The 19,390-nt window shown below is 66.5% G+C and carries 18 protein-coding genes; 11 read left to right on the forward strand and 7 right to left on the reverse strand.

The features are described from left to right. Window positions 1-2 precede the first annotated feature (2 nt). Together H7J93_RS26880 and H7J93_RS26885 are read left to right on the forward strand one after the other, a co-directional pair. Window positions 3-455, forward strand: a complete 453-nt coding sequence (locus H7J93_RS26880; protein WP_267309324.1) for a carboxymuconolactone decarboxylase family protein — start codon at window positions 3-5, stop codon at window positions 453-455. Continuing rightward, complete coding sequence (locus tag H7J93_RS26885; RefSeq protein ID WP_267309325.1) at window positions 445-1,671, forward strand: hypothetical protein; 1,227 nt, start codon at window positions 445-447, stop codon at window positions 1,669-1,671. The genes H7J93_RS26880 and H7J93_RS26885 overlap by 11 nt, the downstream gene beginning before the upstream one ends. On the opposite strand, the gene H7J93_RS26890 is transcribed toward H7J93_RS26885, so the two are convergent. After that, window positions 1,610-2,278 carry a TetR/AcrR family transcriptional regulator gene (locus H7J93_RS26890; protein ID WP_267309326.1) on the reverse strand — a complete coding sequence of 223 codons (669 nt, stop codon included), beginning with the start codon at window positions 2,276-2,278 and terminating at the stop codon, window positions 1,610-1,612. The genes H7J93_RS26885 and H7J93_RS26890 overlap by 62 nt on opposite strands. A 13-nt stretch (window positions 2,279-2,291) precedes the next feature. Then, window positions 2,292-3,521 carry a cytochrome P450 gene (locus tag H7J93_RS26895; RefSeq protein WP_267309327.1) on the reverse strand — a complete coding sequence of 410 codons (1,230 nt, stop codon included), beginning with the start codon at window positions 3,519-3,521 and terminating at the stop codon, window positions 2,292-2,294. Window positions 3,522-3,607: 86 nt separating this feature from the next. On the opposite strand from H7J93_RS26895, the gene purD reads away from it, so the two are divergent. After that, window positions 3,608-4,876 carry a phosphoribosylamine--glycine ligase gene (gene purD, locus H7J93_RS26900; protein WP_267309328.1) on the forward strand — a complete coding sequence of 423 codons (1,269 nt, stop codon included), beginning with the start codon at window positions 3,608-3,610 and terminating at the stop codon, window positions 4,874-4,876. Between the two features lie 14 nt (window positions 4,877-4,890). On the opposite strand, the gene H7J93_RS26905 is transcribed toward purD, so the two are convergent. Next, complete coding sequence (locus H7J93_RS26905; RefSeq protein ID WP_267309329.1) at window positions 4,891-5,706, reverse strand: alpha/beta hydrolase; 816 nt, start codon at window positions 5,704-5,706, stop codon at window positions 4,891-4,893. A gap of 97 nt (window positions 5,707-5,803) precedes the next feature. Here H7J93_RS26905 and H7J93_RS26910 point away from each other — a divergent pair, with 97 nt between their 5' ends. From H7J93_RS26910 to H7J93_RS26920, 3 genes are read left to right on the forward strand one after another with little or no spacing between them, the layout of a single operon-like run. After that, the gene (locus H7J93_RS26910) at window positions 5,804-6,433 is read left to right on the forward strand and encodes a TetR/AcrR family transcriptional regulator (RefSeq protein WP_267309330.1); all 630 of its coding nucleotides are present in this window, start codon (window positions 5,804-5,806) and stop codon (window positions 6,431-6,433) included. Window positions 6,434-6,475: 42 nt separating this feature from the next. Next, window positions 6,476-7,468, forward strand: a complete 993-nt coding sequence (locus tag H7J93_RS26915) for an SDR family NAD(P)-dependent oxidoreductase (RefSeq protein WP_267309331.1) — start codon at window positions 6,476-6,478, stop codon at window positions 7,466-7,468. Next, complete coding sequence (locus H7J93_RS26920; RefSeq protein ID WP_267309332.1) at window positions 7,461-8,888, forward strand: APC family permease; 1,428 nt, start codon at window positions 7,461-7,463, stop codon at window positions 8,886-8,888. The genes H7J93_RS26915 and H7J93_RS26920 overlap by 8 nt, the downstream gene beginning before the upstream one ends. Here the strand turns inward: H7J93_RS26920 and relZ are convergent. Continuing rightward, entirely contained in the window at window positions 8,885-10,630 is a 1,746-nt protein-coding gene (relZ, locus tag H7J93_RS26925; protein ID WP_267309333.1) for a bifunctional ribonuclease/(p)ppGpp synthase, read from the reverse strand. The two genes, H7J93_RS26920 and relZ, sit on opposite strands and share 4 nt — an antisense overlap. 79 nt (window positions 10,631-10,709) lie before the next feature. On the opposite strand from relZ, the gene purB reads away from it, so the two are divergent. From purB to H7J93_RS26940, 3 genes are read left to right on the forward strand one after another with little or no spacing between them, the layout of a single operon-like run. Then, window positions 10,710-12,128 carry an adenylosuccinate lyase gene (purB, locus tag H7J93_RS26930; protein ID WP_267309334.1) on the forward strand — a complete coding sequence of 473 codons (1,419 nt, stop codon included), beginning with the start codon at window positions 10,710-10,712 and terminating at the stop codon, window positions 12,126-12,128. A 5-nt stretch (window positions 12,129-12,133) separates the two neighbouring features. Then, the gene (locus H7J93_RS26935; RefSeq protein ID WP_372508049.1) at window positions 12,134-13,360 is read left to right on the forward strand and encodes a cytochrome P450; all 1,227 of its coding nucleotides are present in this window, start codon (window positions 12,134-12,136) and stop codon (window positions 13,358-13,360) included. After that, on the forward strand, window positions 13,357-14,265 hold the full coding sequence (locus H7J93_RS26940; RefSeq protein ID WP_267309336.1) for a tellurite resistance/C4-dicarboxylate transporter family protein: 909 nt from the start codon (window positions 13,357-13,359) through the stop codon (window positions 14,263-14,265). Before H7J93_RS26935 ends, H7J93_RS26940 begins: the two co-directional genes overlap by 4 nt. A gap of 1 nt (window position 14,266) precedes the next feature. On the opposite strand, the gene H7J93_RS26945 is transcribed toward H7J93_RS26940, so the two are convergent. Together H7J93_RS26945 and H7J93_RS26950 are read right to left on the reverse strand one after the other, a co-directional pair. Next, a complete protein-coding gene (locus tag H7J93_RS26945) occupies window positions 14,267-15,127 on the reverse strand; it encodes a type IV toxin-antitoxin system AbiEi family antitoxin domain-containing protein (RefSeq protein WP_267309337.1) in 861 nt (286 codons plus the stop codon). A gap of 102 nt (window positions 15,128-15,229) precedes the next feature. Next, the gene (locus H7J93_RS26950) at window positions 15,230-15,841 is read right to left on the reverse strand and encodes a hypothetical protein (RefSeq protein WP_267309338.1); all 612 of its coding nucleotides are present in this window, start codon (window positions 15,839-15,841) and stop codon (window positions 15,230-15,232) included. A gap of 30 nt (window positions 15,842-15,871) precedes the next feature. Between H7J93_RS26950 and H7J93_RS26955 the strand changes: the two genes are divergently transcribed. After that, window positions 15,872-16,765, forward strand: a complete 894-nt coding sequence (locus H7J93_RS26955) for a phosphoribosylaminoimidazolesuccinocarboxamide synthase (protein WP_267309339.1) — start codon at window positions 15,872-15,874, stop codon at window positions 16,763-16,765. A gap of 26 nt (window positions 16,766-16,791) precedes the next feature. Beyond that, window positions 16,792-18,909, forward strand: a complete 2,118-nt coding sequence (locus H7J93_RS26960) for a S9 family peptidase (protein WP_267309382.1) — start codon at window positions 16,792-16,794, stop codon at window positions 18,907-18,909. Here H7J93_RS26960 and H7J93_RS26965 read toward each other — a convergent pair. After that, window positions 18,865-19,317: a DoxX family protein gene (locus tag H7J93_RS26965; RefSeq protein ID WP_267309340.1), complete on the reverse strand. Its 453-nt coding sequence runs from the start codon at window positions 19,315-19,317 to the stop codon at window positions 18,865-18,867. The two genes, H7J93_RS26960 and H7J93_RS26965, sit on opposite strands and share 45 nt — an antisense overlap. Window positions 19,318-19,390: the final 73 nt, after the last annotated feature.

Genomic DNA, 19,390 nt, shown 5'->3' on the forward strand with positions numbered 1-19,390 from the left:
GCATGGACGAACAGCGCCGCAAGGGCCTCGAGAAGATGAACGAGGTCTACGGCTGGGAGATGCCCAACATCGAAGGGGACCCCTACTTCGATCTCACCGTCGACCATCTGTTCGGCAGCATCTGGACGCGGCCGGGACTGTCGATGCGGGACAAACGGATCATGACGCTCACTGTGGTCACCGCGGTCGGAAACGCCGACCTCGCCGAGATCCAGGCGAATGCGGCGCTGGCCAACGGCGAGCTGACCGAGACCGAGCTCAAGGAGATGGCGATCTTCCTCACGCACTACCTCGGCTTCCCGCTCGGGTCCAAGCTCGACGGCGTCGTCTCCTCGGTGATCAAGAAGCGCCAGAAAGCCGCGGAGCGGGGCGAGGGCGAGGACAAGAAGGCGAACGTCAACGCCGCGGTCCACATGCACTCCGGGGGCAAGGTCCATGACAAGCATGACAAGTAGGTACGCCGCGCTGTCGCGCGACCAACTCGCGACGCTGGTGCCGGAGCTGCTGCTCATCGGCCAGTTGATCGACCGGTCCGGAATGGCATGGGTGATCTCGGAATTCGGCCGGGAGGAGATGCTTCAGGTCGCCATCGAGGAGTGGATGGGTGCGAGCCCGATCTACACCAAGCGCATGCAGAAGGCGTTGAACTACGAGGGTGACGACGTCATCACGATCTTCAAGGGCCTGCAGCTCGATATCGGAGCGCCGCCGCAGTTCATGGACTTCCGCTACACCGTGCACGATCGCTGGCACGGTGAGTTCCATCTCGACCACTGCGGGGCCCTGCTCGATGTCGAGCCGATGGGCGAGGACTACGTGCGCGGAATGTGCCACGACATCGAGGATCCGACCTTCGACGCCACCGCCGTCGCCACCAACCGCAGGGCGCAGATCCGCCCGATCCACCGGCCGCCGCGCACACCGGCCGATCGTCATCCCCATTGCGCATGGACGGTGATCATCGACGAGTCCCACCCCGAGGTCGACGACCATCCCGCGATGGACGTCATCCGCCGCACGCGGGCCGCCCAGACCGAGCTGGACCCGATCGACCCGAATGGCGAAGGACAGTCCGAGTATTCGGGTGAACTGCTGTCCGACTTCGACTTCGGCGCCTTCTCCCATTCGGCGCTGGTCCGGATGGCCGACGAGGTGTGGCTACAGATGCACCTGCTGAACCTGTCGTATGTGCTTTCCGTCGGAAAGCGGTGTGGCACGAATGTCGAACTGGCCAAGTCGATTTGCACGAAGCAGCTGATCGGGGTGGCTGGTGTGGCCGCCGAGCGCATCCACCGCGCTCTCGGTCTTCCCGGCGGGGTCGACGGGGCCGTCGAGACACTCCGCCTGCATCCGCTGTTGAACCCGGCCGCCTATGTCAATGCCGAATTCGGCCCGGACGTTGTGCACGTCGGTCGGTCGCCGGCGCACGAGGACGGGGCGTGGGTGTCGCTGGTGACGCCGGACGAGACCCGCCCGCTGCAGGCGATCGTGCGGGCCATCGACCCGCACCTCGATGTGGAGGTCGGAGGCACGGACGAGGACTGGACGGCACGCATCATCGAAACCGGCACGGCGGCCAAGGAATTCGGCGAGGTTGCGGTCGTAAAGGTCAGCGGTGGGTCGTCGTGGGTGTTCGAACCTCGGCGCTCGCTGCCGCTGACGGTTGTTTGATTGTCGGCTCGGCCGACGGCCGTATAGCACCGCCCACCCACCTCCGTAGATACGCCCTCAATTCGGCGCCCCGCCGCGGGGGCCGACCAGGGTCGAGAACGAACGACTGGATGGTCCGCAGCAGATGCTCGACCAACTCGGTGAGGTCGGCGTCCGTGTAGCCGAGCCCCTCCCAATCGACGTCGAACCTGCGCACCAGCGAGTGACCGAAATCCATCGCCACGTCCGACGTCACCCCCTCGGTGTGGGGATTCGGCTGGTCGGGGTTGATGAGCAAGCTGATGTGTTTGTCCTCGGGCAACCATTCGAGGGCCGTCGCGACGCCCTCCGTGATGGCTTCTGCGGGATCGGTGATCCCGCTCAGATGCGCGGCCAGCCGGTCGAGGAAGCCGCTGGCTGCATGCACGGCGGCGGCGATCAACAGCGCGTCTGTGCTGGGAAAGTAGCGATACACCGTCTGTCGGGTGACGCCCAGCGTGCGGGCGACGTCGCTGATGGAGAAGTCGGCACCGCGCGCGTCGATCACCTTGCTTGCCGCCGCGAGGATGCGGCTGATGGCCTCCTCGTCGGATGCGGGCGCGGATCCGGCCCAGCCGTGGGTGCGCATCCCCGGATAGTACTCAGCCCCGGTACGAAACGGGCAGCGACTTGACTCCGTTGAGCCAGCCCGAGCGAAGCCGTTGCGGTTCGGACAGTTTGGCGATGTTCGGGATCTGATCGGCGATCTCGTTGAAGATCAGCTTGATCTCCATCCGGGCGAGGTTCGCGCCGATGCAGTAATGCGCGCCGTTGCCGCCGAACCCGAGGTGCGGATTCGGGTTGCGCAGAATGTTGAACTCGAACGGCCGGTCGAACACGGCCTCGTCGTAATTGGCGGAGCTGTAAAAGAGGCCGACACGCTGTCCTTCGCGGATGGTCACACCGCCGATCTCGGTGTCGGTGAGCGCGGTTCGCTGGAAGCAGTGCACCGGCGTCGCCCACCGCACGATCTCGTCGGCGGTGGTCTCCGGCCGGTCGCGCTTGAAAATCTCCCACTGGTCGGGGTTGTCGAAGAAGGCGTTCATACCGTGCGTCATCGCGTTGCGAGTCGTCTCGTTGCCCGCCACCGCGAGCAGGATGACGAAGAAGGCGAACTCCACGTCGTCGAGTGACTCTCCGTCGATGTCGGCCTCGATGAGGCGCGTCACGATGTCGTCAGCCGGACACCGCCGGCGCTCCTCGGCCATGCTGTAGGCGTAGCCCATGAGTTCTGCGTTGGCCGCCGCGTAGTCGGTCTCGAAATCGGGATCGTCGGTGTTCATGATCGAGTTGGTCCAGTGGAACAACTTCTCTCGGTCGGCTTCCGGCACGCCGAGCAGGTCGGCGATCGCCAGCAGCGGCAGCGCCATCGCGATGTCGTCGACGAAGTTCCCGGACTCTTTCTCCGCAGCGGCGCTGACGATTTCGCGGGCGGCGACGGCGAGCTTCTCCTCCAGCGTGGCGACGGCGCGGGGCGTGAAGAGCCGGGAGACAAGCTTGCGCAACCGGGTGTGCGCGGGGGCGTCGTGGTTGATCAGCAGCGCCTTGGTCAGGTCGAGCTGTTCCGGCGTGGTGCCGTCGGGCATCCGCATGACCGCACCCTTGCGGTTGGTCGACCACAGGTCGCCGTCGCGGGAGATCGCCTTGATGTCCTCGTGGCGGCTGATCACCCAGTACCCGCCGTCGTCGAAGATCGACTCCTTCTGCTCGTTCCACCACACCGGCGCCGTCTTGCGCAGTTCGGCGAACTCCCTGACGGGGATGCCCTGAAGCAGGACGTCCGGGTCGGTGAAGTCGAAACCGGTCCCGAAGGGGCATGTGCTCTGCGTCATAGCTCGACCATACACCGTTGAGTCAAGTGTATGGCCGAGGCTGCATAGCGCCTGCGCGTCGAAGCAACCCATTAAGGTGTGCGGTTGTGCGCGTCCTGGTGATCGGATCCGGTGCCCGAGAACATGCGTTGTTGCTTGCACTGCGCCGAGACCCCGACGTCGAGGCACTGGCCGTCGCGCCGGGCAACGCCGGGACCGCGATCATCGCCGACCAGTACGACGTCGACATCACCTCCGGCGACGCCGTGGTCGACCTCGCTCGGCGCATCGGCGCCGACCTTGTCGTGGTCGGACCCGAGGTGCCGCTCGTGCTGGGCGTCGCCGATGCGGTGCGCAGCGCGGGAATCGCCTGCTTCGGCCCGACGAAGGACGCCGCGCGCATCGAAGGGTCGAAGTCGTTCGCCAAGGACGTGATGGCCGCGGCGGGGGTGCGGACGGCGACCAGCGAGATCGTCGACAACCCCGCCAACCTCGACGCCGCGCTCGACCGCTTCGGCCCGCCGAGCGGTGACCCGTCGTGGGTGGTCAAGGACGACGGACTGGCCGCCGGCAAGGGCGTGGTGGTGACCGCCGATCGCGACACGGCGCGCGCACATGCCGCCAGCCTGCTCGATTCCGGACACCCCGTGCTCCTGGAGTCTTTCCTCGACGGCCCCGAGGTGTCGCTGTTCTGCGTCGTCGACGGCGAGACCGTCGTACCCCTGTTGGCCGCCCAGGACTTCAAGCGCGTCGGGGATGGTGACACCGGCCCCAACACCGGCGGGATGGGTGCCTATGCGCCGCTGCCGTGGCTGCCCGACGAGGTGGTCACGTCGATCGTCGACGATGTCGTGAAACCCGTTGCGGCCGAACTGGTCAAGCGCGGCAGCGCATTCTCCGGTCTGCTTTACGCGGGACTGGCGATCACCTCGCGGGGTCCCGCGGTGGTCGAATTCAACTGTCGCTTCGGGGATCCGGAGACTCAGGCGGTGCTGGCGCTGCTGGACAGCCCGCTGGGGCAGCTGCTGTATGCGGCGGCCACCGGAAGTCTCGCCGACCAGCCGCCGCTGCGGTGGCGTGACGAGGCCGCGGTGACGGTCGTGGTGGCCGCCGAGAACTATCCCGGGCGACCGCGCGTCGGCGACGTCATCACCGGTGCGGAGGCCGACGGTGTGCTGCACGCCGGTACGGCCCGTCGCGACGACGGCGCGATCGTGTCATCCGGCGGCAGGGTGCTCTCGGTGGTCGGCACCGGTGCCGACCTGACCGCGGCCCGCGACGCGGCCTACTCGCTGATCAAGTCGATTCGCCTGCCGGGCAGCCACTTTCGCAGCGACATCGGGCTGACCGCGGCCGAGGGCCGGATCTCGCTTTAGCCTCGCCGGAGGGTCTAGGCGGTGAGCAGCGGTGCCATCCACGCCACCTCGGCGGGCAGCTGCGAGCTCCAGTACGCGCCGTCGTGTCCGCCGGGGGAGAAGCCGCCCGCGGGCGGGGTGGCCAGCTGCGCGACGAACTGCTTCGTCGCCGAGTAGAACGGATCGCTGGTGCCGCAGTCGATCCGGATCGGAATCGAGTTCAGTGCGGGCAGACCCCAGACGCTGTTGGCCTCGTAATCTTCGGCGCTGTCGAACGCGCCGGGCGCCGCCGCACCGGGGGACGTCCACAACGCGGGGCTGACCGCGGTGATCGCCGCCGTGCGGGCCTGCCCGAGACGTGCACCGAGCAACAGCGCGCCGTAGCCGCCCATCGACCACCCCATGAACGCGACCCGCGACGTGTCGAGACCCTGGTCGCCGAGCATCGGGATGAGCTCGTCGAGAACCATCGCGCCGGAGTCCTCACCGGACGCCCGCTTGTGCCAGTAACCGCCGCCGCCGTCCACCGCCACGACCGCGATCGGTGGGATTCCTGCGGCGACCGCTTGCGCCAGACCCTGTTCCACACCGCCGGCCATCACGCCCGCGGCGTCCTGACCCTTGCCGTGCAACGCGATGATCGGCCGCAGCGGCGCCGTCTGACCCGGCGGGCGCGCGATCGCCCAGTTGGTCGCCACGCCACCACGGGCCGCCGAGATGAACGAACCATCGACGTAGGTGGGGGCCGCGGCCGCCGGTGCCGACAGCCGAAGCGCCGCCGCCCCCGCCGCCGCGCCGACACCGAGGCGCAGCAGGGCGCGTCGACTCATTTCAGGCATGGCGGACATCATGCCATCGCCGCGAGTGGTGGCGCGGAGGTGCCAACTTCCCTGAGTAAAGGCTGATGATTGGGCGAAAGCCCGATGCCGCGTCGTCCTGACTGGCAGCATGCTATTCGTGACGGCCGCGGTCACTCCAAAGGGGGAACGAAGGCGCTATGCACTGGTCAGCGCCGCCGCCGACCTGCTCTGTGAAGGCGGGTTCGACGCGGTGCGGCACCGGGCGGTGGCCCGTCGCGCCGGCCTGCCCCTGGCCTCCACGACGTACTATTTCTCCTCGCTCGAGGATCTGATCGCCAAGGCCGTCGAGTACGCCGGTGCGCGTGAGGCCGAGCAGTTGCGGATGCGGGTGGCGGCGTTGTCGCGGCGGCGCCGAGGCGCGGAGGCGACGGCCGACATCCTGGTCGACCTTCTGGTCGGTGAGGCGAACGGGCTGCGGGTCACCGAGCAGTTGATCTCGCGCTACGAGCGCTACATCGCGTGTGCGCGCCAGCCCGGCCTCCGTGACATCGAGCGACGCATCCTGCAGCAGCGCACCGACGCGGTCGTCGAGGTCGTCGAGCGGTCCGGAAGGTCGGTGCGGGTGGAACTGCTCACCGCGTTGGTGTGCGCGGTCGACGGTGCCGTCGTCGCTGCCCTGGTGGGCGACGGTGACGGCCCGCGTGCGACGGCCCGCGCGACGTTGATCGACGTGATTGATGTGTTGGCGCCCATCGACGAGCACGTGGCCCAAGTCTGACGGGACGTTTGCGCGCTTCGCGCCGTGGATAACTAGCTCTGGGTGACTGTCACCGAGGTGCTCGACGCTGCGTTGGACCGCTCGGTCGTTCTTGGCTACACCAAGATCGGCTCGCGGATTCGACGGATGTGGTGGCCCGCCGACCCGGGCCCGAAGGCGATGGCGGGTAAGCGGGTCGTCGTCACGGGCGCGACCGCGGGAATCGGGGAGGCAATCGCCCGCTCGTTCGCCGAACTCGATGCGACGGTGCACCTGCTCGGTCGTAACGCGGACAAGGTCAGGCATTCCGCGGGTGCCATCCGTCGCGCCGTTCCCGGCGCGATGGTGGTCGACGAGGTCTGCGACGTCTCCGACCTGGACGCTGTGCGCGCGTGGTGCGACGACCTGTCCGGACGCATCGAAGAACTGCACGCGGTGGTCCATAACGCGGGTGTGATGCCGAAGCATCGGGCAGTGACGCCGCAGGGGCACGAGGTTCAACTCGCCTGCCACGTCCTGGGTCCGCATCTGATGACGGATCGACTGTTGCCGTTGCTTCGTGACGCGGACGGTGCGTCGGTGGTGTTCATGTCGTCGGGCGGTATGTACACCACGCCCTTGTCGGTGGACGACCTGGAGTCGAAATCCGGTGACTACAACGGTGTTCGGGTGTACGCACGGACGAAACGCATGCAGGTGGTCCTGGCCGATGCGTGGGCGCAGCGACTATCCGGCGACGACATCCGCGTCGAGAGCATGCATCCGGGGTGGGTGGAGACGCCCGGTGTCGCCGGCGCGTTGCCGCTTTTCCGGAAGGTGACGCGGCCGCTGCTGCGCGATACCGCGGACGGTGCAGACACCGCGGTGTGGCTGGTCGCCACCAGGCCCGAGTCGGCCTCGAGACACTTCTGGCACGACAGGGCCCAGCGGCCAACGACGTTCGGGTGGCAGCGTTCCGAGGATCCTGAAGTCGTTGGGCGATTCCTCGACGCGGTGTCGTCGATGACGGGAACAATGCGGTTCATGGCCGATTGGCAGGAGACGCATCGTGACTAACGCGGAGACCTCGGAGCAGCAGCCCGAACTCAAGCGGGTGATGGGTCCCGGCCTGCTGCTGTTGTTCGTCGTCGGCGACATTCTCGGAACCGGCGTCTATGCGCTTACCGGACAGGTGGCCGGTGAGGTCGGTGGTGCGGCGTGGTTGCCGTTCCTGCTGGCGTTCGCCATCGCGACCATCACCGCGTTCTCCTATCTCGAACTGGTCACCAAGTATCCGCAGGCCGCAGGCGCAGCGCTCTACGCGCACAAAGCATTCGGCATCCACTTCTTCACTTTCCTCGTCGCCTTCGTGGTCATGTGCTCGGGCATCACCTCGGCCTCGACGGCGTCGCAGGCGTTCGCGTCCAACCTCGTCAAGGGATTCGCGCTGGACTGGGGAAAGATCGGCATCGCGATCACCGCGCTGATCTTCATGGGTGGGCTCGCGGCGATCAATCTCCGCGGTGTCAGCGAAAGCGTGAAGCTCAACGTCGGTTTGACGATCATCGAGATCACCGGCCTGTTGCTGGTCATCGTGGTCGGCCTGTGGGCGTTCACCCAAGGCGGCGACAACATCGACTTCTCCCGCGTCATCCTCTTCGAAAACGAAGGCGAACGAAGCACTTTCGTCGCTGTGACGGCGGCGACCTCGCTGGCTTTCTTCGCGATGGTCGGCTTCGAGGATTCGGTCAACATGGCCGAAGAGACCAAGGACCCGGTGCGGATCTTTCCGAAGGTTCTCTTGAGTGGTTTGACCATCGCGGGCATCGTCTATGTGCTGGTGTCCATCATCGCGGTGTCGCTGGTGCCGATCGGCGAGTTGACCGCAAGCAAAACACCGTTGGTCGACGTGGTCGAAGCCGCGGCCCCCGGTTTGCCGATCGGCACGCTGTTCCCGTTCATCACGATGTTCGCGGTGTCGAACACCGCGCTGATCAACATGCTGATGGCGAGCAGGCTGATCTACGGCATGGCCCGCCAGCACGTGCTGCCCCCGGTGCTGGGCTCGGTCCACAAGACCCGGCGCACTCCGTGGGTCGCCATCCTGTTCACGACGGCTGTCGCATTCGGGTTGATCTTCTACGTCTCCGCATTCGCCAGTGACAAGGCCATTTCGGTGCTCGGCGGCACGACGTCACTGCTGCTGTTGGCGGTGTTCGCGATGGTCAACGTCGCGGTTCTGGTGCTGCGTCGCGACGTGAAACAGACCGGAGGCCATTTCAAGACCCCGACCGCGCTGCCGATCATCGGATTCATCGCGTCGCTCTACCTCGTGACGCCGCTGTCGGGTCGGCCCGGAACGCAATACCTGCTTGCGGGGATCCTGTTACTGATCGGGGTCGTGCTGTTCGGCATCACCGTGCTGATCAACAAGCAGCTCGGCATCAAGACCAAGGGCATCATCGACCCCACGCACCTGGCCGAGACGCCGGACTAGTTGCGGCTGTTGAGTTTCTTGAGGCGTTCCTGCAAAAGGCCCACCCGATGGGCGTTGCCGTGCAGGCCTAAATAGCGATCCCCGAAGACCGCCAGCAGCGCGTCGTCGAGGCGGCGCACCGCGCCTGGCGGATAGCGATATCCCATCGTCTCGTTGACGGCGTCCGCATCGACACCGTCGAGCGCGGCGCTCAATTCGTCGAGTGAGGTGATGCCCAGTTCCAGCAGAAGCCCTGAGATCCAGGCGTAGTGATCCGTGCGCGACCACCCGGCGTCGGCGTAGCGATTGCCCAGATACGTTGCCAGCACCGGGGTTGCGATCCGCGGATCGTCGGACTCCTCGGTCCTGGTGCCCTCGGTCATCTCCTCGCCGGAGACCGTCACCCGCAGCCGCTCACGGATGGCGGTGAACTCGCGATCGGCGAGTTCGAGCAGGCCCGCCGCGAGCGTGAACCGGCGATCGAGGTCCGGAACGTGTTCGGCGGGAATCGAACCCTTGTAGCGGACGTCGTGCTCGAACTCCGCCCACGCATGCTGCAGCACCGTGCGCACCTGGATGGACGCGGGTTGCTGTTCACCCTCGACGCCGACGAGCACGTGCCTGCTCGCGTAGCCCCAGCGGCCCTCGCGCGCAGTCTCAAGACCCATGTCGCGGTCGTCGAGCAGCCGCATCTCGTCGGCGAGCAGCGTGACGACGGCATCGACGTCCTCACGCAGGTATGTGATGACCCGCAGCCCGATCTGATCGGTGATTTCGACCAGCGGGTCGCTGTACAGGCGTTTGCCGTCGACGATGCGTTCGGCCTTGGCCGCGAACGACTCCACGCTCTTGGTGCGCGCCGCGATGCTGAGGTAGTTGATGCCGGCGTCGTCCAGCAGTCCCGTCACCAACTTGAGGTAGTTGTCGGTGGCGGTCAGCAGGGCGGGCCGTCTGGCCTCGTAGTCGGCGACAGCGGCACGGACGGGAGCCGGGATCTGTTCCGGCGGTTGTGCTTTGGCCTCGAAGGGTGCGGCGGCGCGGCGAGCCTCGGGCAGCGTCGGCGTGACGATGAAGCCCGACTCGTAGTCCCCGTAGGTGGTCACGTCGTCGGGCCGGTGGTAGCGGAAGAGCGCGACGTAGGCGCACAGCACCGCGTCGACGGGATCCTCGTCCCTGTCGAGCTGTCCCGGCCTGGTCGCCGCCTCGACCCTCTTGCGGAGCTCCACCCAGGTGACGCTGCGGTTCACCCGCAGCCGAGGTGTGGCGTCGTCAAGCGCTTCGATATGCGTCATCAGCTCGAGCAACGCACGCTTGCGCACGTCGAACTTGCCGCGTTTGTACTTCAGCGTCTTGGGCAGATTGAACAGCACGACGCTGGCCGGATGGGGAAAGACTTCGATCGCGAGACGCTTGGCGTGCGAGGCGGGATTGAGCTCCAGGCCGAGGCGGGCGGCGAGGACCTCGCCGCGGGGCGGGTTGAACTCCGGTCGCCCCCGGAACGCGGGCCGCGCACCCGCCTCGAACCTGGCGAAGTCGCGATTCAGCGCCAGCTCGCAGGGGCGTGCGCTGTTCTCGGTCTTCACGATCAGGGGCGCGTCGATGGCGACGACGCATTCGTCGCGGGTACACGGGGCGATCGCGGCGGCGATGCTCTCGTCGTCCCCGGCCGTGCCGATGTGCAGCAGGCGGCCGTCGGCGTCGACGACCGCGACACCCGTCTGGTTTCTCTCACCCCAGGCCAGATCGAGCCCAACGAAGTGCATACCGCTAGCTTTCCCTATTTGGGTCCCTGCTCGTGCTGCCTTGTCTGCGCGCCTGCCCGCCGACGTAAGCTCTGTCTTTGTGACGATCCCGAATGTGCTGGCCAACCGCTACGCCAGCGATGAAATGGTGGCCATCTGGTCGCCGGAGGCCAAGGTCGTCGCGGAGCGTCGGCTGTGGCTGGCAGTGTTGCGGGCCCAAGCCGAGCTGGGCGTCGACGTGCCCCCCGGCGTCGTCGAGGACTACGAGCGGGTGCTCGAGGACGTCGACCTGTCCTCCATCGCGGCACGTGAGCGGGTGCTGCGCCACGACGTCAAGGCGCGCATCGAGGAGTTCAACGCGCTGGCGGGCCACGAGCACGTGCACAAGGGCATGACGTCTCGTGACCTGACCGAGAACGTGGAGCAGTTGCAGATCCGCCGGTCGCTGGAGCTGGTCTTCTCGCACGGGGTCGCAGTGGTGGCGCGGCTGGCCGAGCGGGCTGTCGTGTACCGCGACCTGGTGATGGCCGGGCGTAGCCACAACGTCGCCGCGCAGGCCACCACGTTGGGGAAGCGGTTCGCCTCGGCAGCCGAAGAGCTTCTGGTCGCGTTGAACCGGCTGCGCTCGTTGATCGATCGCTACCCGTTGCGTGGCATCAAGGGTCCGATGGGCACCGCGCAGGACATGCTCGACCTGTTCGACGGCGACACCGCGAAGCTCGCCCAGCTGGAGGCGCGGATCGCCGAATTCCTCGGTTTCACAGAGATTTTCACCAGCGTCGGACAGGTCTATCCGCGGTCGCTGGACCACGATGTCGTGTCCGCTCTTGTACAGGTCGGTGCGGGACCGTCGTCGATGGCGCACACGATCCGGCTGATGGCGGGTCATGAACTGGTGACCGAGGGCTTCGCTCCCGGTCAGGTCGGCTCGTCGGCGATGCCGCACAAGATGAACACCCGGTCGTGCGAGCGGGTCAACGGCCTGCAGGTGGTGCTCCGCGGGTATGCGTCGATGGCGGCCGAGCTCGCAGGGGCGCAGTGGAACGAGGGCGACGTGTTCTGCTCGGTGGTGCGACGGGTCGCGTTGCCCGATGCGTTCTTCGCGATCGACGGGCAGACCGAGACTTTCCTGACGGTGCTCGACGAGTTCGGTGCGTATCCAGCTGTGATCCAGCGGGAGCTGGACCGCTACCTGCCCTTCCTGGCGACGACTCGGATCCTGATCGCCGCGGTGCGTGCCGGCGTGGGTCGGGAGACCGCGCACGAGGTGATCAAGGAACACGCCGTCGCGGTGGCGCTGGCGATGCGCGAGAAGGGTGCCGAGCCCGATCTGCTGGACCGGTTGGCCGCCGACTCGCGACTGCCGCTGGACCGCGTCGCGCTGGACGCGGCGCTTGCCGACAAGCAGGCGTTCACGGGCGCGGCGGGGGACCAGGTTGACCGGGTGGTGGACGCCGTCGAAGAGTTGGTCGGGCGTTATCCGGAGGCCGCGAAGTACACCTCGGGCGCAATCCTGTGACCTCGGTGGCGGGAGCACTCGCCGAGATCGACTTCACCGATCTCGACAATTTCGCCAACGGCTTCCCGCACGAACTGTTCGCGGTCCACCGTCGCAAGGCCCCCGTCTACTGGCACGAGCCGACCGCCAACACCCCCGACGGCGAGGGCTTCTGGTCGGTCGCGACACACGCCGAAACCCTTGCGGTGTTTCGAGATCCGGAGACGTATTCGTCGGTGACGGGCGGTACACGTCCATTCGGCGGCACCCTGCTGCAGGATCTGGCCGTCGCGGGCCAAGTTCTCAACATGATGGACGACCCGCGGCATTCGCACATCCGCCGGCTCGTCAGTTCCGGGCTGACGCCGCGGATGATCGCGCGCGTCGAAGACGATCTGCGCACCCGCGCCCGTCGGCTGCTTGATTCTGTGACTCCGGGGGAGCCGTTTGACTTTCTGGTCGACGTGGCCGCCGAGCTGCCGATGCAGATGATCTGCATTCTCCTGGGTGTCCCTGAGTCCGAACGACATTGGCTGTTCGAGGCGATCGAGCCGCAGTTCGACTTCGGTGGTTCGCGGAAGGCCTCCGTAGGGCAGTTGACGCCCGAGGAGGCGGGCTCGCGGATGTACACGTACGGCCAGGAGCTGATCGCGTCGAAACGCGCCGAGCCGACCGACGACATGCTGTCGGTGGTCGCGAACGCGACGGTGGAGGACGAAAGCCTCTCGGAGATCGAGCTTTATCTGTTCTTCAGTCTGCTGTTCAGCGCGGGCGCGGAGACGACGCGGAACTCCGTCGCAGGCGGGCTGTTGGCGCTGATCGAGAACCCGGATCAAATGCACGCGCTGCGCGGTGATCTGGAGCAGCTGCCGACTGCGATCGAGGAGATGGTGCGGTGGACGTCGCCGTCACCGTCGAAGCGGCGCACCGCGACACGTGACGTCGAGCTGGCCGGCTGCCAGATCAACGCCGGCGACAAGGTGCAGATCTGGGAGGGTTCGGCCAATCGGGACCCGGCGACGTTCGAGAATCCGGATACGTTCGACATCACGCGTAAACCGAATCCGCACTTGGGTTTCGGTCATGGCGTGCACTACTGCCTCGGCGCGAACCTGGCGCGCCTCGAGCTGCGCGTGCTCTACGAGGAGCTGCTGACGCGGTTCGGGTCCGCGCGGTTGGTCAAACCCGTGGAGTGGACGCGTAGTAACCGGCACACGGGGATGCGTCATCTGGTGGTCGAACTACGGCCGTGAGACCCGACGTATTCGCGGCGGTCATGGCGACCGGAATCGTGTCGATCGCGGCCGCGGACCACGGAATCGTCGTCATCAGTGTCATCCTCATCGCCGTTGCGGCGGTGGCACTTCCGGTGTTGATGGTGATGACGGCCAAGGCGTGGCGGTCATTCGACATGCGCGATCCCAACGTCACATTGCCGCTGTTCAGCTACGTCGCAGCGTGCGCGGTGGTGGGGGCACGGCTGGCCGAGCATCGCATCGTGCTGTGGGTGTTGGCGGGACTGGCGTTGCAGGCCTGGGTGTCGTTGGTGCCGTTGGCGGTGCGGTCGATGTGGCGGCACCGGTGGACCGGTCTGCGCGACCGGGCTCACGGGGGGTGGGAGCTCGCGGCGGTCGCGACGTCCGGTTTGGCGATCGTCTCGGCGCAACTCAACGTCTTGTTCTGGGCCGTGGTGTTCTGGGTGCTCGGGCTGTTCGTGTACTTGGTGATGACGACGCTGGTGCTGTGGCGGGTACGGCACGACGCGTCGTCGCCGGAGCTGGTGCAGCCGGATGTCTGGATTCTGATGGGTGGCATAGCGATTGCGACGTTGGCCGGTGATCATCTGCATCGCATCCTGATACCTGGGCCGATCGCCGACGGTGTGCGTGCGGTGACGATAGTGACGTGGATCGTGGCGACGGTGTGGATCCCGGTGCTTCTTGTTGTCGTTGTGCGACGATCGGTGGGTTTGGGTTGGCCCGCGGTCTTTCCGCTCGGGATGTACTCGTCGGCGACGTATGCGATGGCGGTGGAAACCGGTTGGCGGTGGTTCGTCGCGGTGTCGCTGACGTTCTTCGGGATCGCGTTGGCGGCGTGGCTCGTCGTCGCCGGGGACGCTTTTTTGCGATTTCGGCGTGCTAGGTCTCGCTCAGCGTGACTTAACACGCCGAAATCGCCGTACGAATGATGCTGAGCACTCGTTGGGGATGCTCGGTGAGGTCCAGCCAGGTGAACCGCAACACCTGCCAGCCCAGTAGCGCGATGTCGTTCTGCCGCTCGCGGTCGATCTGAAAGTCGGCGGCCTGGCTGTGATATGCCCACCCATCGACTTCGATCGCGACCCGGTGCGCCGCGAAGGCCACGTCGATCGTGTACCCGCCGACGCGGTAGTTCGCCTGCCAGCCGTCGATGCGTGCGGCGCGCAGGAGCTTCAGGAGAAGGCGTTCGGCTTGCGACCGGGCGCCGTCGGCGGCGGCCTGAAGCATTCGTCGTGCTGCCGGTGAGCCGTAGCGGCCCTTGTTGCGGAGATGTGCGCGCCAGAGGTCGCGTAGTTCGGCGTCGCGCTGCAGCGCTGCGTCCATCAGCTTGGCGCCACCACCCCGTCGGACGGCCGCCTCGACGATCGTCAGTGCCGGTGCGGTCACCCGCAGTCCGTTGTGCACGACGACGTCTGCAGGATTGAGGTCGCGGCGGCGAACGACCGAGCCGTCGTGGCAGCGGCCGTTGCTATCGCGTGGCACCGTCACCTCGACGATGTCGGGTGCGAACCGGGTGAGGCCGTGCCACCACGCTGCGGCCAAGCCGCTGCCTACGGCGCGGTCGCCGTAACCCCAGACGGCTGCGCGTATTCGCGCCGCGTTGGTGAAGTCCCTGTCGTCGGCGAAGTACACCCGGCGAGAGCACCGCACCCACTTACCGGCCGTCACGCGACGGCTCACAGCCTGTTTGGTGAGGCCCGCCGACCTCGCTTGCGCCAGCGTGATGACGCCGTCGTGGCGGCGTAGGTATTCCTCGAGCATGCGTAAAGGACGTCGACCGCGGGGTCGTCGGTTCCCTCGATTGCGGATTCGGCGTGCAGAGTCACGCTCAGCGAGACTTAGCACGCCGAAATCGCAGAGAAACTAGCGGCGCACCCCCGCCGCGCGTAACTCCAGCGCCGCAAGTCCGCGTATTGCCGTCGCATCGTGACCGCGCCACGCGCCGACGGGGTCGGGATGGATCGCCACCAGCTTGCCGAGTGGTCGGTTGGCGAGTGCCCGCATCGCGAGCAGCTGCTCGCCGGCGGGTGTCCGGGCCAGCGTGATCGCAATCCACTTACGGCGGAAGAACCGGATGCGAAGGAAGAGCCACGGCATCGCGACGAACAGAATCGGCGGCGCGGCCACCGCCAACGCCAGCACCCACGCCAGCCACGACGCCGTCGAATCCAGGCTCTGCCCGGCGCCGGCGATGTCCAGCGCGGCTTCCGCCGCCGCGCGCAGCGGCCTGGCCAGCGAGTCGCCGACGAGCGGGAAGTCGTCAGTGCTGTCGCCTGCCGAGTTGAGGTTGTCGGCGACGCCGTTGGCGCCGGTCTGCACCCGACGGCCCACTTCGGCGATCGTCGAGACCGCGGCATGCACCGCCATCCCGACCAACACCCAGATCGCCGTCCAGGTGATCACGACGGCATCGCTGATCAACTGGGCCAACAGACGGGACGGCGTGGTGGCATAAGGGAGAAACCGCGAACTCATGGACCAGATGCTGCCCGATAAGCTGGCCCGATGCGCCCAGCTCTGTCCGACTACCAACATCTGGCCAGTGGCAAGGTCCGCGAGCTGTACCGGATCGACGACGGACACCTGCTGTTCGTCGCCACCGATCGCATCTCGGCCTTCGACTACATCCTCGACAGCCAGATTCCCGACAAGGGTCGCATTCTGACCGCCATGAGCGTGTTCTTCTTCGACTATGTCGAGGCGCCCAACCACCTGGCTGGCCCACCCGACGACCCGCGCATCCCCGAGGAAGTGCTGGGTCGCGCGCTGGTGGTGGAGGAACTCGAGATGATGCCCGTCGAGGCGGTCGCGCGCGGCTACCTCACCGGCTCCGGGCTGATCGACTACCAGAAGACGGGCAAGGTGTGCGGCATCGCGCTGCCGCCCGGCCTGGTCGAGGCCAGCAAGTTCGACGAGCCGTTGTTCACCCCGGCGACCAAAGCCGAACTAGGCGCCCACGACGAGAACATCTCGTTCGACGACGTGATCGAGATGGTGGGCGCGGTGCGGGCCAACCAACTGCGCGAGCTCACCCTGAAGACCTACATCCAGGGCGCCGACCACGCGCTGACCAAAGGCATCATCGTTGCCGACACCAAGTTCGAGTTCGGCGTCGACAAGGACGGCAACCTTCGACTCGCCGACGAGATCTTCACACCGGACTCCAGCAGGTACTGGCGCGCCGACGACTATCAGGAAGGCGTCGTGCAGAACAGCTTCGACAAACAGTTCGTCCGCAACTGGTTGATCGGCCAGGAGTCCGGCTGGGACCGCAACGGGGACACCCCGCCACCGCCGCTGCCCGCCGACATCATCGAAGCGACTCGGGCGCGTTATATCGAGGCCTACGAACGCATCTCGGGCCTGAAGTTCGAGAACTGGATCGGAGCGAGTGCGTGAAGTCGCCTGGATCGAATGTCGGCGCAGTGGCGCCTCCGGTCGCCAAGCGGGTTGACCATCGCCGGGAGTATCACGGCGACGTCTTCGTCGACCCCTACGAATGGCTACGCGACAAATCCGACCCCGACGTGATCGCGTACCTCGAGGCCGAGAACGCCTACACCGAGAACGCCACCGCGGCACTTGCACCATTGCGGCAGAAGATCTTCGACGAGATCAAGGCGCGCACCAAGGAGACCGACCTGTCGGTGCCGACCCGTCGCGGCGACTGGTGGTATTACGGCCGCAGCTTCGAGGGCAAGCAGTACAACGTGCATTGCCGTTGCCCTGTCGCCGATGTCGGCGATTGGGTGCCACCGAAATTCGACGAGCAGACCGAGATTCCGGGCGAGCAGATCCTCATCGACGAGAACGCCGAGGCCGAGGGCCACGACTTCTTCGCGTTGGGCGCCGCGTCGGTGAGTCTGGACGGGAACATCATCGCCTTCTCGGTCGACACCAAGGGTGACGAGCGATACACCCTGCGGTTCAAGGACTTACGTACCGACCAGATGTACGACGACGAGATCGTCGGCATCGCCGCTGGTGTGACGTGGGCCGCCGACAACCGCACCGTCTACTACACGACGGTGGACGACGCGTGGCGCCCCGACACCGTCTGGCGGCATCGCATCGGCTCCGGTCTACCCGCCCAGCAGGTGTACCACGAACCCGACGAGAAATTCTGGTTGGCGGTGGGGCGCACCCGCAGCGACAAGTTCATCCTGATCGCGGCGGGTTCCGCCGTCACCTCCGAGGTCCGCTACGGCGACGCCGCCGACGCGCAAGCGGAGTTCACCCCGGTGTGGCCACGACGCGAACTCGTCGAGTACTCGGTGGAACACGCCATCGTCGGCGGTGAGGACCGATTCCTGATCCTGCACAACGACGGCGCCGAGAACTTCACGCTCGTCGAGGCGCCGGTGGCCGACCCGACCTCCTTCCGCACCCTGATCGAGCACCGCGACGACGTGCGGCTCGACTCCGTCGACGCATTCGAAGGGCATCTGGTCGTCGGCTATCGCAGTGAGGCGCTGCCCAAGATCCAGCTCTGGCCCGTCGTGAATACGGGGGCCAACGGCACCTACGGCCATCCCGAGGACCTCACCTTCGAATCCGAACTGATGTCGGCGGGCCTGGCCGGAAACCCGAACTGGAGCTCACCGAAGCTGCGGATCGGCGCCACCTCGTTCGTCATTCCGGTGCGGATCTACGACGTCGACCTGGCCTCGGGTGAGCGCACACTGCTGCGCGAACAACCGGTGCTCGGCGACTACCGGCCCGAGGACTATGTGGAGCGTCGCGACTGGGCTGTCGCCTCCGACGGCGCCCGCGTGCCGATTTCGATCGTCCACCGCATCGGCCTGCAGTACCCGGCCCCGCTGATGTTGTACGGCTACGGGGCCTACGAGTCGTGTGAGGACCCGCGGTTCTCCATCGCGCGGTTGTCGCTGCTCGACCGCGGCGTGGTGTTCGCGGTCGCCCATGTCCGTGGCGGCGGGGAGCTCGGCAGGCCCTGGTACGAACACGGGAAGCTACTCGAGAAGAAGAACACCTTCACCGACTTCATCGCCGTCGCACAGCATCTCGTCGACACCGACATCACACGGCCGGAGAACATGGTCGCCTACGGCGGCAGCGCCGGTGGTCTGCTCGTCGGGGCCGTCACCAACATGGCCCCGGAGCTCTTCGCGGGTGTGCTGGCCCTGGTGCCCTTCGTCGATCCCCTGACCACCATCCTCGACCCGTCATTGCCCCTGACGGTCACCGAGTGGGACGAGTGGGGAAACCCCCTGCAGGACAAGGACGTCTACGACTACATGAAGTCCTACTCGCCGTACGAGAACGTCGAAGCGAAGAACTACCCGCCGATCCTTGCCATGACGTCGTTGAACGACACCCGGGTGCTGTACGTCGAACCGGCGAAATGGGTTGCCGCGCTGAGGCACACCACGGGCGGCGCACCCTCGGTGCTGCTCAAGACCGAGATGAACGCCGGCCATGGTGGCATCAGCGGACGCTACGAACGGTGGAAAGAGACGGCGTTCCAGTACGCGTGGTTACTGGATGCCGCCAAAGCCGACCACGAGGGCGGCGGCGCCTAGGTAGACGACCTCCTCGACCGCGCGTCGATCGAGCCGCGTGGTCATGGATTTCGGCGGGTTGGGCATCCGCGCCGCATACACGTTCGCCGGGAACATGGCGAGCATCAACACGAACAGGTACACCGCCGCGGCGACCCGTGTCGGCGGATAGAGCAGCCCCGCCGCGCCCGCCAGTTCCAGTACGCCGGTGATGCTGACGAGCAGACCGCGGGCCGGCAGCTGCGGCGGGACGATCGCGATCATGTCGCGTCGCAGCGGATTGACGAAGTGCGCGACACCGGTCAGCACGAACATCGCTGCGAGACCGACCGCGATCGCGGACGGCCAGCTGTTGCTGTAGTCCACGCCGAGCCAACCGGCCAGGCGTGCGGCGAGCGTGCCGAGCACGAGAGTGACGATGACTGCCATGACAACTCCAATCTAGACAGTGACAAGATGGAACGTAGGTAACAATCTAGCCACTGTCAAGATTCCCGGTTAT

It is taken from the genome of Mycobacterium barrassiae (assembly GCF_025822765.1).
GTDB lineage: Bacteria > Actinomycetota > Actinomycetes > Mycobacteriales > Mycobacteriaceae > Mycobacterium > Mycobacterium barrassiae.

Coding starts and splice junctions, on each gene's coding strand:
- H7J93_RS26880 (WP_267309324.1), top strand. CDS start 3: ATGGACGAACAGCGCCGCAAGGGCCTCGAGAAGATGAACGAGGTCTAC.
- H7J93_RS26885 (WP_267309325.1), top strand. CDS start 445: ATGACAAGTAGGTACGCCGCGCTGTCGCGCGACCAACTCGCGACGCTG.
- H7J93_RS26890 (WP_267309326.1), bottom strand. CDS start 2,278: ATGCGCACCCACGGCTGGGCCGGATCCGCGCCCGCATCCGACGAGGAG.
- H7J93_RS26895 (WP_267309327.1), bottom strand. CDS start 3,521: ATGACGCAGAGCACATGCCCCTTCGGGACCGGTTTCGACTTCACCGAC.
- H7J93_RS26905 (WP_267309329.1), bottom strand. CDS start 5,706: ATGATGTCCGCCATGCCTGAAATGAGTCGACGCGCCCTGCTGCGCCTC.
- H7J93_RS26910 (WP_267309330.1), top strand. CDS start 5,804: ATGCTATTCGTGACGGCCGCGGTCACTCCAAAGGGGGAACGAAGGCGC.
- relZ (WP_267309333.1), bottom strand. CDS start 10,630: ATGCACTTCGTTGGGCTCGATCTGGCCTGGGGTGAGAGAAACCAGACG.
- H7J93_RS26945 (WP_267309337.1), bottom strand. CDS start 15,127: ATGCTCGAGGAATACCTACGCCGCCACGACGGCGTCATCACGCTGGCG.
- H7J93_RS26950 (WP_267309338.1), bottom strand. CDS start 15,841: ATGAGTTCGCGGTTTCTCCCTTATGCCACCACGCCGTCCCGTCTGTTG.
- H7J93_RS26955 (WP_267309339.1), top strand. CDS start 15,872: ATGCGCCCAGCTCTGTCCGACTACCAACATCTGGCCAGTGGCAAGGTC.
- H7J93_RS26965 (WP_267309340.1), bottom strand. CDS start 19,317: ATGGCAGTCATCGTCACTCTCGTGCTCGGCACGCTCGCCGCACGCCTG.